Source organism: Gemmatimonadota bacterium (assembly GCA_026706345.1).
Classification (GTDB): domain Bacteria; phylum JAAXHH01; class JAAXHH01; order JAAXHH01; family JAAXHH01; genus JAAXHH01.
Genome location: JAPOYX010000235.1, coordinates 27,296 through 41,749, shown reverse-complemented (window position 1 = coordinate 41,749; position 14,454 = coordinate 27,296). Strand labels below are relative to the sequence as shown.

Here is a 14,454-nt window from a genome sequence, read left to right as displayed (position 1 = left end):
TCCGGATCCGCACCTGGGATTCCCGGGTATCGATACTGCCGGCAGACAGGTTCAATGAACTGCGACGGATGGTATCTGCGACGTCGGTGAGTGTCAGTCCAAGGGCGCTCAGCCGATGAAGCGGTACCTCGATGGAGATTTCGTATTTTCGAACGCCACTGACGTCGACCTGGGACACGGACGGAAGCACCGTGAGTTTATCCTCGATCTGATACGCCAATTCCTTCAGCGAGCGCTCGGAAACGTCGCCGTAGACGATGAGCCGCATCAAGCTCATGCGGTTGTCCATCTCCCGGAAACCGGGACGATCGGCACCGGCCGGGAAAGACTGAATGCGATTGACCGCCGACTCGATATCGTTCAGTGCCCGGACCATGTCCGTGCCGGAATCCATTTGAACCCGCACGGACGCTATGCCCGGGGCCGCTACGGACTTGACCGCCTTCACGTCGTCCAGCCCGCTGACCTGATCCTCGATCTTGACGACGATCGACTCCTCGATCTCCTCCGGCGTGGCGCCTGGATAGGCCATCGACACTTCAACGTGGTAGAAGGGCGTGGTGGGCCACGCTTCCCGGTCGATGCCGGTCAGCGAAACCAACCCCGCGGCTACGATGGCCCACATCAACAGATTGGCGGCCACGCTGTTGCCCGCCATGTAGGCGATCGGACCGGAAGTTTCTTTATGATTGCCGTTGTCCATACTCATGGGGTCTGGCCGGTCTCCGTCTGGACGCGCATACCTTCCGTCGTAAACCGGATCCCGCCGGTGACGACGTCGTGGCCGTTTTCGAGGTCACCCGTCACGTAGGCTCTATCGCCGGTACGCTGCAGTACCTGCACCGGAACGATATGTACTGTGCCGCCATCGCGCACGATCCAGACCTCGTTGCCTGATTGCAGCGCCGCGCGCGGAACCAGGAAGAAATCATCCCGCTCAAGACCGTTGATTTCCACTTCGACGTATTTGCCAACCAGCAGGGGGGGACTGGCGCCGGACTGAACCGTGCCGTCCATGGGCCGCCCCGATCGAAAGGGATCCGGTACGCGTACGATCACGTCGATGGTGCGCGTTTGCCGGTCAAGGTAGGGCTCGCCCCGGTCCACGTAACCTGTCCAGGCATAGGATCCCTCACCGAAACGGGCGACCACGCGTGCAACGACGCTCCGGTTCCCGTCGCCCGCCGAAAGCGACCACAACCCCGGAATCAATGCGGCATCGGAATCGGACAAGGGCACGACGATTTCCACCGCATCCGAGGCGAAAACCCGCGCGACGGGTTGGCCGGCGGCAACGATCCGTCCCGCATCCACGGATTCTTCCTGCACGTATCCGTCGAATGGCGCAGTAACCTGGGTTCTTCGCAAGGCGAGATTGGCATCGGCAAGCCGGGCTTCGTCGCGATCCAGTGCGGCCTGGGCTGCTTTCAACTGCGGTTCTCTCAGCGCGAGTGGATTTGCGTTGTCGTCCGAAGGCGCATTCCCTTTGCGAGCGGTGTAGAGATCGTGCTGTGCACGGGCAATCGACGCCTGTTCCTCCTCCCGCAGCAATGCCAGTTGACTGGCCGCGAGACTGGCCTCCGCTTCCTGTACCCGGTACCGGTAGTCGACCTCCTCGATGCGGAAGAGCGTATCCCCCGTCGCGATCCGGCCGCCACTCAGGAATCCCGGGTTGACCCACGCGATTCTGCCGCCTACCTGCGAAACGACATCGATCTCTGCACTCGGCCTTACCGTGCCGGAACCGAACACCGGGATGGGTCCGGATCCCGCGGTGACCAGGCCCGTCTGAACGAAGGGTATCTGGGGCGGCTGTTCCGTGCGCGTCGGTTGCGGGGCCAGCGAAATCAACAGGGCGGCCAATGCCACGGAAACTCCGAGTATGCCGCCGGCAACGAGAAAACTGGTTAAACGCGACATGGCTATTCACTCCGTTGGAGGGCTGGAGGGGAGACGCCCCTCCGGCTGGGTCTGCTGCAGCCTGAGACGCTCACTGTCGGTGGCGGTCCAGGTACCGCCCAGTGAGCGATGGAGGGCGAGTCGGGCGTAACCCAGGTCCCGCACCGCTGCCGCCAGTACCGACTGCGCCGCCAAACGGGTCTGTTCCGCTGCCAGGAACGCTTCGTATGCACCCACGCCTGATACGTATCTTTGCTCCTGAAGCGCCGATTCCGCCCGGGTTTCATTGGAAAGGGATTCCAGCAGTGCATGCCGCCGCCGGCTGGCTTCCAGTCCCAGCAGGGCGGACTCGACCTCGTTCACCGCGGTGACCACGGAACGTCCATAAGCGGCCGCGGCCTCGTTCAGCCTGGCCTCAGCCAGCGCGATGTTTCTTTGAAGCCGGGAACCCTGAATCACTGGTCCGAGCAGGTTCATGGTGAGGTTGCGGAACCATTGATCCGGATCGAACCACTCGCTCGAATCCGTACTCTGCAATCCTATGGCGCCCTGAAGGGATAACCGCGGCAGCAGGGCCGCCCGGCGGGCGCTGACGGAATACCGCGCCGCTTCCACACGTTGCATGGCCGCGAGGACATCGGGCCGCTGGACCATGAGATCGGCCGGGATGCCCGTGGGGACCGGCTTGAGTACCGGTGATGGACCCGGGGAATTGGACAACTTATGTGCGAGATCGGCGCGGAAGCCGCCCATGAGTATCCACAGCCGTCCCTCGGCATCTGCCCGCAGTGCTTCGATCTGCGGCAATTCAGCCTGGGCTTCGCGCAGTCTCCGTCGTGCCGCGTGTAGATCCCCCAATTCGATCAATCCCCGCTCATACTGGGATTCTGCAAGCGATTCCAGTTGTTGAAGGACGGCCACGATCTCGCCGGCCAGCCCCTGTTGCCGGCGCAGACTTGAAATCTCCAGATAAGTACGGACGGTCTCGGCCAGCACCCCCATGCGCGCGCTGAGGTAGTCCGCCTCCGTCGCCGCCAGTTCAGCCTCTGCGGACCGCGTATCGTTGCGGTTGCGGCCCCAGAAATCGAGTTCGTAGGCAAATTCCATGCTCAGGGTATAGGTGGTGAGTCCCAACCGGTCGGGGATCTCCACGCCCGCCGCGCTCAGTGCTTCCGGGTCCAGCCCGACTTCCTCCAGTTGCGCTCCGATGCCCGCGTTCGTCGGACCGTCGAAGTCGTTCACGCCTACCGAAGGCTGAACCAGCGGAAACGCCGAAGCCCGGGCGACGCCCGCCCGGCTCCGGGCCTGCTGTACCCGGGCGACCGCTCCGGCCAGGTCGAAATTCGAAGAGAGCACTTCCTCGACTACCCGGTCGAGTACCGGGTCTTCGAACGTCTTCCACCACTCCAGCGGCTGGTATGTGCCGGAATCCGCCACGCCGGCGGCAAACGCGCCGGGCATTTCGGGAATCGATTCGGGCTCGGGGAGATTCCGGCCGGGGACCAGGGAGCAGGTCGGGATAGTCAAGATGAAGACCAGTGGGAAAATCCGTCTCATGGTATTATCCGGGGTCAGGTTATGAGGGGCCGTCTAACCCCTTTCCTGTTTGTCTTATGAAGGCAAACGACCACAAAATGACCGCGCTCCCAGTTCCGATGTTAAGCTGGAGTCTAGTTAATTTACTATACTATACCGAACTGTACCGATTTTACAAGGGTCAAGGGCCAATTTCCTTCTCCTCCGCAGGCCCATCGTAAAGCACCGACCAACACGGGATCCTGTCTTTGTGTCATGGATGTGCCAGATATACCGGTATTGACAAACGTGCGATCATTCGCTAACATCTGCGCGGTCTCCCCACTCTGCCACATATGGTGAATTCCTCCACGTAAGAGATCTCTTGAATCAGCCGATCCTCACGCTAAACGACCTCGCGTTCACCTACCGGGACGCCCCTAAACCGGCCCTCGACCAGATCAACTACAGTCATCGTCCCGGCGAGTTTACCGTCATTATCGGTGAGACCGGCGCGGGTAAATCCACCCTGTGCCGCTGCCTGAACGGGCTTATCCCATCCTTCATCAAAGGCAGGCTGGACGGCAGGCTGCAGGTAGCCGGCAGCCGGGAACCCGGCAGCCAGGAGTCCGGCCATCCGCAGGTCTACGAACTGGCCCGCATCATCGGCCTGGTATTCCAGGACTTCGAGGCGCAGCTGTTCTCCACCAACGTTGAACTGGAAACGGCTTTCGCTCTGGAGAACTTCGCCGTGGACCGCGATCAGATGCGGACCCGCGTCGAACAGGCGCTAGGCCGCGTCGGCCTCGTTGGCTTCGAACAGCGGGACCCATCCAGCCTGTCGGGCGGTGAAAAACAGCGCCTGGCCATCGCTTCGGTACTTGCGGGCAGGCCCGCGCTGGTCGTTATGGACGAGCCGACGACCGACCTGGATCCTATCGGGAAACGAGACATTTTCAGGCTTGCACAGGTCCTCCGGGATGAAATCGAGGGCATCATCCTGGTCGAGCATGAGACCGAACACGTCCTGACCGCGGACCGGATCCTTCTGATGCACGAAGGACGCATCATACGCGAGGGCTCGCCCAGCGAGATGCTTGCCGACCCCGGATACGTGGAACGGCATGGCGTCCGGCCGCTCCAGACCACCGTGCTGCTGACCGAGCTGGGCCTGGAGTCCAGTGCCTTGACTATCCAGGATGCCGTGGTCCGTATTCATTCGGCTGGATGGCGGGTAAAGGAGTCCGCCCAAGAGATCCTGAACGGCGAGCAAAAGCCCGAATCAGGCCGACCCGTCGTGCAAATCAGCAGCCTGATTTTCAGATATGGGGACTCGCCTCCCGCCGTGGACGACGTTTTCCTGGAGATTACGGCCGGCGAGTTCGTTGCGCTGGTCGGACAGAACGGCTGCGGAAAGACGACGCTCGCCAAGCACCTCAACGGACTGCACGTTCCGACGGAAGGAGAGGTCCGCGTCCTGGGTAAATCCACCTCCGAATGGACCCTGCGCGAACTGGGACGCCGGGTCGGTTACGTATTCCAGAACCCGGATCACCAGATTTTCGCCAATACCGTGCTGGACGAAGTCGCCTTCGGCGCCCGCAACTACGGCCTGCCCGAAGAGACGGTCAGGGAGAAAGTTGAATCCGCCCTGGCCGTTACCGGGCTCGCCGGGCGTGAACAAGAGGATCCCTTCAACCTGACCCGGGGAGAAAGACAGCAGCTTGCCGTGGCGTCGGTGCTGGCCACGGACCCCGAGATCCTCGTCCTGGATGAACCGACCACGGGGTTGGACTATCCCGGCCAGGTCGCCATCCTGAACCTCATCCGACGCCTCAACGAATCCGGACGAACCGTGGTCATGATCACCCACTCCATGTGGGTCGTCGCAGAGTATGCCGACCGCTGCGTCATCATGTCCGGGGGACGCGTCGTCCGGGACGGGGACGTCCGGTCGTGTTTCAGTGATCCGAAGCTGCTGGAGTCGCTGTACCTGCGAGCGCCCGAGGCCGTGCGCCTCGGGTATGAATTCGGACTCGTGGTGCGTTCCGTCAAAGAGATCGTAGACTGCCTGGAACGTCCCGATGAACCAACCCTGAACGAATAGTAGAGGCAGGCAGTCGGGCCGCTATTCCTGACCTCCCGGACCTTCCGGATCGCCCGGACCGCCTGGATCACCGGGCCACCGGACCTCCGGACCTCCGGACCACCTGGATCACCTGGACCGCCCATGGTACTCTATATACCCTCCGATACCCTGCTGCATCGGCTCCATCCCTCGACGAAGATCCTGGGACTCGCCATGCTGCTGATCCTCACCGTGGCTTTCCAGTCGCCCTGGTATCAACTGGCCATCCTGTCGGGCGTGCTGTTGCTGGCCCGTTCGGCCGGTGCGTTTAGAAACCTGCGGCGCATCCTGCCGCTCATGATCACCGTGCTCGTGTTCAGTGTCGTTTCGTGGTCGCTGTTCAGGCGCGTAGGCGAGCCGTTCTGGTCTTTCGGTCTGTTCACACTCTCGACAGAGTCCATACGGTTCGGGCTCGCCATGGGATTTCGGCTCGAGGCCATGCTCGTTTCCGGCATGATCTTCGTATCCTGCACGAAAGTGGAGGAGTTCGCCTACGGACTCAGGACCATCGGGCTGCCCTTTGCCGTGAGCTTCGCGCTCTCCCTTGCCTTTCGGCTCGTCCCCCTGTTTTTTACCCGTATAGGCACGGTCGTCCAGGCGCAGCAGGCGAGGGGCCTCGATCTCAAGAGCGGAAACGTCCTGCAGCGGGCCCGCAAGTACGTGCCGCTGCTGGTGCCCATATTCGTATACGCGATCCGGGATACCGACCTGCTCTCCATGGCGCTTGAATCCAAGGGGTTCGGCATGCGGGGCAAGCGGACGGAGTTCCTTGCTTTTCCGTTCATCTGGCGCGACTATGCCATCCTGGGCCTGCTGCTGATCTTGAACCTGGCGGGCTGGCTGATGCCGGTCCCGTGAACGGTCAACAGGGAGATGCTACCGGAGTGGCGTTGCTACCGGAGGGGCGTTGAATGGACAGACGATACCGGGCGGGTGTGATCGGCCGTACCGGCAGGGGCAACTATGGTCATGGCCTGGACACGGTGTATCTCGAAATGGAGGACGTGGACATCATCGCCGTGGCCGACGACGACCCGGACGGTCTGCAGGAAGCGGGCCGGCGCCTGGGCGTGGGAAACCTGTATTCGGACTATCGGGAGATGCTGAGAAACGAGTGGTTTGACATCGTCAGCATCTGTCCCCGGTGGCTGGACCAGCACGCCACAATGACCCTTGCCGTCGCGGAAGCAGGCGCGTGCATCTTCCTCGAAAAGCCCATGGCCCGCACGCTTTCCGAGGCCGACGCCATGATAGAAGCCTGCGAGAAGGCCGGAGTCATGATGGGCATCGCCCACCAGGGCCGCATGCACACCGCCGCCTGGCACGCCCGCCAACTGCTCGCCGAGGGCGCCATCGGGGACATACTCCACGTCCGCATGAACGGCAAGGAGGATCACCGGGGAGGCGGCGAGGACCTCATGGTGCTGGGCACCCACCTTTTCGACATGCTCCGGTTCCTCCTAGGCAGGAACCCCGCTTGGGTGCAGGCGTCGGTGACCCTGGCCGGCGGACGGTCCGCGACCCTGGAAGACGCGGTGGAGGGTCCGGAGGAACTGGGGCTCATCGCGGGCGATGCGATCCATGCGATGTACGGATTCGGCCACGGCGTGACGGCCACTTTCGAGACGCGCCGAAGCCAGTCTGGCCACCCCCAGAGGTACGGGATGTGGATCTTCGGCTCGGAGGGGATCATGACCGTTCACGAGGCTTCCCAGCAGATCCGGATCTACGAATCCCCGGTCTGGCATCCGGATGACGACGTGTCCGTCCGCGACGTTACCTCGGAAGCGCTTGAACTGGAGCCTTCCGAGCAGTCCGCCATGAGCGCGCTCCAGACCGCGGCGAACGTAGCCGTCGTCCGGGATGTATTCGAGGCGAGGCGGGATGGGCGCAGGCCGGTGAACAGCGGCTACGACGGGCGCTGGGCCCTGGAAATGATCCACGGCGTGTATGCCGCCCACCTGTCGGGAAGCCGTATCGCCCTGCCGCTCGAAAACCGGGGTCATCCGTTGTTGCCGAACCTGATTTAGGAAAGCGGCCGAACGGAGGCGCATCGTACCCCTTAGGAGCGCGGCCCGCACCACACGTAAGCGCATTGCGACGAACGGGATTCGCCATGAATATCACCCGCATCCAGGTCACGCCGGTCAAGACGCCCGGCTCCGGGCGCCAGCCTTACGTCATCCATTCCGTCAATCCGATTTATTACTACCGCGACCTGAAGTACGACGCTCCGCCGGAGACCAGGCCGAAGCAGCCGGACGCTCCCGACTCGCTCATCATCGAAATCGAGACCGACGAAGGCGTGACCGGCGTTTCGCAGAAAGGCTACGGTCTTCCCGGGGTATATACCGTCCTGACCGATGTCCTCGTTCCCTTGCTGATCGGCGAAGATCCCATGCGCACGGACTGGCTGTGGGAGAAAATGCACCGTTACTGCATCTCCCAGGCGCGGGAGGGGATCACCAGCAGTGCCATCAGCGCCATCGACACGGCGCTGTGGGACCTGAAGGGACGGTATCTGAACCAGCCGGTATACAACCTGCTGGGAGGGAAGACGAAAGACAGCCTGCGCGCCTACGCCAGCCGGCTGTACGTCTACGCGAGCGATCGGGGCGACCCCGACCTCGGCCTTCTGAGGGAGGAGGCGTCGATGTACGTCGACCAGGGCTTTACGGCCGTGAAGCAGCGGTTCGGATTCAGCCAGGACGACGGGGTGGAAGGCATGCGCAAGAACCGGCAGGTGGTCCGGACGCTCCGTGAAACCATCGGGGCCGATGTCGAACAGATGGTGGACTGTTGCCGTTCCTTCACCGCGGACTATGCCATCAAGATGATCCGCATGGTGGAGGAATTCGACCTCGCCTGGGTGGAGGAACCGGTGCACCCCCACGACTGGCCGGGCTACGTGAAGGTGCGGCAAGCGGCGTCCATGCCGATTTCGGGGGGTGAAAACGAATTCGGAAAGCACGCCTTCGCCCGCTGGCTCGAAATGGGCTGCGCCGACGTCTGGCAGCCCGATGTGGACCGCTGCGCGGGCATCACCGAAGTGCAGAAAATCGTCCATCTCGCCGCCGCGAACGATATTCCGGTAATCACGCACGGAGGGTGGGTGGCCAACTTCCACCTCGCGATGGCCAACATGAACATGCCCATGGTCGAGTATTTCCCGGACCACAACGTGGATCCGGATACGCAGATCCTTACCGGGCAGCCCCGTCCGGTGGATGGGTACATCACGCTTTCCGACGCGCCCGGACTGGGACTGGAACTGAACCGGGACGCGCTGAAACGATTCACCTGGAGCGGATGACGCCCGTGGACCCGAAATCCCACAACATGACGACGGCAACGGCGCCGGGCGGAACCTGCCGCGACGCCCTGGGACGCATCGGACTGCCCGAACCGGTCTCGTCGCTCGCGCCCCGCGACTGGGACGTGATCGTCGTGGGCGCCGGCCATAACGGGCTGACCTGCGCGGCCTACCTGGCCCGGGCGGGCAAGCGGGTGCTGGTCCTGGAGGCACGGGAACGCGTGGGGGGTGCCTGCACGCTCGAAGAGACCTGGCCGGGATACCGTGTTTCGCCCTGCGCCTATCTGGCCGGCCTGCTCCATCCCCTCGTGATCGAAGAACTCGACTTTCCCCGTTACGGCTATCGCTGGACCCCGGCGGAGTCGGGCATGTTCGTCCCCTTCGAGGACGGGTCGAGCGTTCAACTGTGGGAGGACGACGACCGCTGCCGGGAGGAGATACGGCGCCTGTCGCCCCGGGACGTGGATGGCTTCGAGGCCATGTACGCACCCATGAAGCGCATACGGCTAGCCCTCCGCCCGCCCGGCGAAGGCGACATCTGGATCGGCAGGGCGCCAACGCGGGACCAGATCGAAACGCGCCTTAAAGGCGATCGCGAAGCCATCGACCTCCTCTTCGATTGGTCCATGGTCGAGTACGTCGAACGGTATCTCGAGGACGAACGGCTGCGCATGGCCCTCATCGGCCAGGGCGTGATCGGGACGAACGCCAGCCCCTTCGAACCCGGGACCGCCTCCGTCCACGTCTTTCACTCCACGGGGACCATGGCCGGCATGCCCGGCATGTGGGGGTACGTCCAAGGGGGCATGGGTACGGTTTCCTTCATTTTGTGCGATATCGCCCGGGATGCCGGCGCCATCGTGGCCGCGGGCGTTCCGGTGGCGCGCATACTGCCGGGCGTGGGAGTGGAACTCGAAGGCGGCGAGCGCATCAGGGCGCCCGCCGTCGTATCGAACGCCGATCCAAGGGTGACGTTGTGCCTCCTCGGCGAACAGGCCGATGACGTGTGGAAGAAGCGCGTGGAGTCGATCCCCCAGACCGGCGCGACCGTCAAGATCAACGTGGCGCTGTCCGAATTGCCGGATTTCACGAGCCGTCCCGGAACAGACGAAGACCATCACCGCGGGCAGGTCAACATCCCGCTCACCGCGCGGCAATGGCACGAATTTCACGCCATGGCGGGGGCTGGACAGCTGCCACCCCGTTTGTGGGAGGAACTGTATTTCCACACCGCCCACGACGGCAGCGTGGCGCCACCCGGCCGTCATACCATGAGCATCTTCGCCCAGTTCGTCCCCTACGCATTCGCCGAGGGCGACTGGGACTCCCGACGGGAGGAAGTGGGAAGGCTGGCGCTGGAATCCCTCGGCCGCTACTGCAGCAACATTCCGGACGCCGTCCTGCACATGGACGTCATGGGGCCGCCCGACATCGAACAAAAGGTGGGCCTGACCGGCGGCCACATCTTCCAGGGCGAGATCCTTCCAGCCTACATGTGGGACAAGCGGCTCGAACCGCGAACGCCCATGCCCGGCGTCTACCTTTGCGGGGCATGCACCCATCCCGGCGGCAGCGTGATCGCCATCAACGGGCGCAACGCGGCGATGGAAGTGCTTGGGATGTACGGGGATCAGGCTTAGTGGCGGTTATATCGACCGGGCGGTGCATCCTGAATCGGGCATCCTCGGCCCGGTCGATCAATAGGCCTGGGCGTAGGCAACCTTGCGTTCCGAGGCGCCGCCGCAGTACGCGCAGGCGCCTGCTGCGGCGTCCCAGTGCATGGGCACGCACCGGATCGTGTTCCGGGTTTCATCCTTGACGGCCGTCTCGCAGGCGGGATCGCCGCACCAGTGCGCGTGGATGAATCCGCCGTCGCCGTTCGCCGCCTCCATGAAGGCATCCCGGTCCCGTACCTCGCGGGAATGGGCTTCGCGGAAGTCCAGCGCACGCTGGAACATGTCCCGCTGCACGGTCTCCAGCAGGTCCCTGACGTGCCCCCCGAGGGACGCGAGGGGCACAAAAGACTTTTCGCCCGTGTCCCTGCGGACGACCACGGCCTGGCCGGACGCGATGTCTCGGGGGCCGAGTTCCACGCGCAGCGGCACGCCCTTCGTTTCCCACTCGGTAAACTTCCAGCCCAGGCCGAACTGCTCGCGGTCGTCGACCTTCACCCGGATACCTTCCAGAGATTCGAGCAGCCCGTCGACGGCTTCCCGGACGACGACCTGTTCCTCGTCGGACTTCGCAATGGGAATGACGACAGTCTGGTAAGGTGACAGGCGCGGCGGCAGGACCAGACCCTTATCGTCGCCGTGGGCCATGATGATCGCGCCGATAGTTCGGGTGGTCATCCCCCAGCTGGTTTGATGCACATACTCCCGCGACCCGTCCCGCGTCTGAAAATCGATATTGAAGGCGCGCGAGAAGTTCTGGCCCAGGTTGTGGGAAGTGCCCATCTGGAGTGCCTTGCCGTCTTTCATCATAGCCTCGATGGCATAAGTCTGGAGTGCGCCGGGGAACTTTTCCGCCTCTGTTTTAGGACCGTAGAGCACCGGAATCGCCATGTAATCCTCGACAAAAGTGCGATAGATGTCGAGAATGCGGAGCGTTTCCTCCTGGGCTTCCTCCGCGGTGGCGTGGGCCGTATGCCCCTCCTGCCAGAGGAACTCAGTAGTGCGCAGGAAGGCCCGGGGACGCAGCTCCCACCGGAATACGTTGGCCCACTGGTTGATGAGCAGGGGCAGGTCGCGGTAGGACTGTATCCACTTCGCGTACATATCGGCGATGACGGTTTCCGACGTGGGCCGGACCATCAGGTTCTCTTCCAGTTTCTTGCCTCCGCCATGTGTCACGACGGCGCACTCGGGTGAAAATCCCTCGACATGTTCCGCCTCCTTCTGAAAGAAACTCTCGGGGATCAGCAGGGGGAAATAGGCGTTCACGTGACCGGTGGCCTTGAACATCCGGTCCAGTTCCGCAACGATATTCTCCCATATCGTATAGCCGTAGGGGCGTATGACCATGCACCCGCGCGTCGGCGCGTTGTCGGCGAGTTCGGCTTTCGCGATCACTTCATTGTACCAGGCGGAGAAATCGTCCGCCTGCGGCGTCAACCCTTTTGCCATGATTTCGCTCCAACTTCCTGTGTTGTCGTCCTGCTTGCGGGGTTACGCGGCATCGTCGACTGCACCGGGTTCGCCAGGTATCGGCGGCATGCCGGCAGACTACGCGGATTCCACCTTCTCATCAGACGTGATGGCGAGGTAGAACCGTCCGATTTCCACTTCGAAAAGACCGCCTTCTCCGTCCTGCATTTCGTATTCGCCTTCCATGGTGCCCCACTCCGTATCGAGCGGGCAGAGGCTCTGGTATTCATGGCTCTCGCCGGGTTCGAGTTCCGGTTGCAGGCCAACGACCCCCGGTCCCCTCACCTCGCTCCGCTTCCCGTCGGCATTGATGATGATCCAGTGCCGGTTGATCAGTTTCACCCAGCGTTCGCTGTCGTTGGTGATGACGATACGATAGCCGAACACAAACTGGTCTCGATCGGGATCGGAATGTTCGGGCAGGTAGCCCGGGAACACCTGGACCCTTATGCCGTGGGTGATCGTGTCGGAATCAAGTGTTGAGGGCATCGCCTTGCTCCGGAGATACGACACACGAAATCGAAGATGTATAAGATAAATGTACGGGGTTCGATTGCCAAACAAAAACCCGATGTGAAGCCGGAGTCCGTCCGGGGTCAAAAACCCCTTGACACGGGCGGGTCGCCGCGCTATGCTCTCCACGGCAAAATCGGCATTCAACTGGAAGGGACCGGGATGGTTCAGAAGGGTCTGGAGGGCGTCGTAGCCGCGAGCTCGGCCATTTGTTTCATTGATGGCCTGCAGGGTCGAATGCTCTACCGGGGCTATGACATTCACGACCTGGCCGCCCATTCCACTTTCGAGGAAACCGCCTGCCTGCTGTGGCACGGCGCCCTGCCGGGGCCGGGCCAGTTGGCCGAACTCAACGAGCAGCTCCTCGCCGGCAGGGCTCTGCGTGACGAGGTCCTGGATCTGCTGCGGGCGATCCCGCGCGACACGGCGCCCATGGACGTGCTGCGCTCGGCCGTGTCCTGCTTGTCCGCGTACGACCCGGACGTGGCGAACCACTCCCGCGAGGCGAACCTGCGCAAGGCCGTCCGGCTGACCGCCCAACTCGCTTCGGTTACCGCTGCATGGCATCAGATCGTGAACCGGCAGGAAGTGATCGATCCGAATCCCGGGCTCGGTCACGCGGCCAATTTCCTGTACATGCTGGGCGGCCTGGACGGCGCATTGCCGGACTCCGAGCACGCGAAGGCGTTTGACATCGCCCTGATCCTGCACGCCGACCACGAATTGAACGCGTCGACTTTCGCCGCACGGGTGACCGCGGCCACGCTATCGGACATGCACTCTGCCGTCATCTCGGCCATCGGCACGCTGAAGGGACCGCTGCACGGAGGCGCCAACAGGGACGTGATGGTCATGCTTCACGAGATCGGGGAGATCGCCGGCGCCGAGGACTACGTGAAAGAAAAGCTTGCCGCCAAGGAGAAAATCCCCGGCTTCGGGCACCGCGTCTACAAGACCGAGGATCCGAGGGCCACGCACCTGCGCCGCCTTTCGGAGGAACTCGGCCGCAAGTCAGGCGACCCGAAGTGGCATGAAGTGTCCCGCGTGATCGAGAAGACCATGATGGACCGGAAGGGCATTGCCTGCAACGTGGATTTCTATTCCGGCTCGGTCTACGCTACCATGGGCATTCCGGCGGGTTTGTTCACGCCTGTGTTCGCCTGCAGCCGCATCGCCGGCTGGACCGCCCACCTCCTGGAGCAGTACGCCGACAACCGGATCATCCGGCCGGTGGGCGAGTACACCGGTCCGACAGAAGCCGTCTACGTACCCATCGATGGGCGCCCCGCCTGATCGCGGATCGGACTTCAAGACCAACAGGGAAAATGAAATGGCACAGGGATTACGCGCACTGGTATTCGCAGCCGTACTGGCCACACTCACCCATTCGGCCTATGGCCAGCTGAATTTCAATCTCGGCGCCGAGGCAGCCCGCCCCACATCCGGCCTGGTGGAAGACGACTACGGATACGGCGCCCATGCCGCGCTCACCTACTGGCTGAGCTATAGATCCCAGGTCATCGCCTCGGGGGCTTATGTCACCTACGGCAGCGAGGCGTTCGAATCCCGCACGGAACTGGGAGACTTAGTCGACCAGGACCTGGATGGCATCGCCGACCGGATTGAAGGAGACTACTCCAGCATTCCCATTACGCTGGGCCTGCGGTACTACCCCCTGGAACGGCTGTTCCTGCAGGGCTCCGCGGGTGTGGTGTACAAGAGAACGCGGCAGGAAGACAACGCGGGCGCGAATAAGGAAGCGGGCTTCGTCACCGAAAGAGACCTGATCGTATCCCCAGGAATCGGTCTGTTGATCGGTCGATTCAGCCTCCAGGCCCAGTACAACGTGGCCCAGGACGACTGGAAGTGGTTCAGCCTGGGTGTGTCGATGATTTTCGGGAAGCTGTAGGATGCCTGTGCTGAGAAGGTGTCAGCTTGAA

Annotated in this window: 12 protein-coding genes; 7 read left to right on the top strand and 5 right to left on the bottom strand. The window is 62.8% G+C overall.

Going from position 1 to position 14,454, the window contains the following annotated elements; translation table 11 throughout:
• From OXG98_16765 to OXG98_16755, 3 genes are all read right to left on the bottom strand, one after another.
• The coding region (locus OXG98_16765; GenBank protein MCY3773660.1) for an efflux RND transporter permease subunit at positions 1-709 on the bottom strand (709 nt) is incomplete at its 3' end.
• Positions 706-1,920: an efflux RND transporter periplasmic adaptor subunit gene (locus OXG98_16760; GenBank protein ID MCY3773659.1), complete on the bottom strand. Its 1,215-nt coding sequence runs from the start codon at positions 1,918-1,920 to the stop codon at positions 706-708. The genes OXG98_16760 and OXG98_16765, both read right to left, overlap by 4 nt.
• Positions 1,921-1,926: 6 nt before the next feature.
• The gene (locus OXG98_16755) at positions 1,927-3,456 is read right to left on the bottom strand and encodes an efflux transporter outer membrane subunit (protein MCY3773658.1); all 1,530 of its coding nucleotides are present in this window, start codon (positions 3,454-3,456) and stop codon (positions 1,927-1,929) included.
• Between the two features lie 343 nt (positions 3,457-3,799).
• Between OXG98_16755 and OXG98_16750 the strand changes: the two genes are divergently transcribed.
• The 5 genes from OXG98_16750 (at position 3,800) to OXG98_16730 (ending at position 10,495) form a co-directional block, all read left to right on the top strand.
• Positions 3,800-5,521, top strand: coding sequence for an energy-coupling factor transporter ATPase (locus OXG98_16750; protein MCY3773657.1), 1,722 nt, complete (start codon positions 3,800-3,802; stop codon positions 5,519-5,521).
• Between the two features lie 123 nt (positions 5,522-5,644).
• Complete coding sequence (locus OXG98_16745; protein MCY3773656.1) at positions 5,645-6,400, top strand: energy-coupling factor transporter transmembrane component T; 756 nt, start codon at positions 5,645-5,647, stop codon at positions 6,398-6,400.
• Between the two features lie 53 nt (positions 6,401-6,453).
• Positions 6,454-7,572, top strand: a complete 1,119-nt coding sequence (locus tag OXG98_16740; protein ID MCY3773655.1) for a Gfo/Idh/MocA family oxidoreductase — start codon at positions 6,454-6,456, stop codon at positions 7,570-7,572.
• An 86-nt stretch (positions 7,573-7,658) separates the two neighbouring features.
• On the top strand, positions 7,659-8,855 hold the full coding sequence (locus OXG98_16735) for an L-rhamnonate dehydratase (GenBank protein MCY3773654.1): 1,197 nt from the start codon (positions 7,659-7,661) through the stop codon (positions 8,853-8,855).
• Between the two features lie 26 nt (positions 8,856-8,881).
• Complete coding sequence (locus OXG98_16730) at positions 8,882-10,495, top strand: NAD(P)/FAD-dependent oxidoreductase (protein MCY3773653.1); 1,614 nt, start codon at positions 8,882-8,884, stop codon at positions 10,493-10,495.
• Positions 10,496-10,552: 57 nt separating this feature from the next.
• Here OXG98_16730 and proS read toward each other — a convergent pair whose 3' ends face one another.
• Both proS and apaG read right to left on the bottom strand, forming a co-directional pair.
• Complete coding sequence (proS, locus tag OXG98_16725) at positions 10,553-11,980, bottom strand: proline--tRNA ligase (GenBank protein ID MCY3773652.1); 1,428 nt, start codon at positions 11,978-11,980, stop codon at positions 10,553-10,555.
• Between the two features lie 99 nt (positions 11,981-12,079).
• On the bottom strand, positions 12,080-12,490 hold the full coding sequence (gene apaG, locus OXG98_16720; protein MCY3773651.1) for a Co2+/Mg2+ efflux protein ApaG: 411 nt from the start codon (positions 12,488-12,490) through the stop codon (positions 12,080-12,082).
• A 186-nt stretch (positions 12,491-12,676) separates the two neighbouring features.
• On the opposite strand from apaG, the gene OXG98_16715 reads away from it, so the two are divergent.
• Both OXG98_16715 and OXG98_16710 read left to right on the top strand, forming a co-directional pair.
• A complete protein-coding gene (locus OXG98_16715) occupies positions 12,677-13,807 on the top strand; it encodes a citrate synthase (protein MCY3773650.1) in 1,131 nt (376 codons plus the stop codon).
• A gap of 37 nt (positions 13,808-13,844) precedes the next feature.
• Entirely contained in the window at positions 13,845-14,423 is a 579-nt protein-coding gene (locus tag OXG98_16710; GenBank protein ID MCY3773649.1) for a hypothetical protein, read from the top strand.
• Positions 14,424-14,454 lie beyond the last annotated feature (31 nt).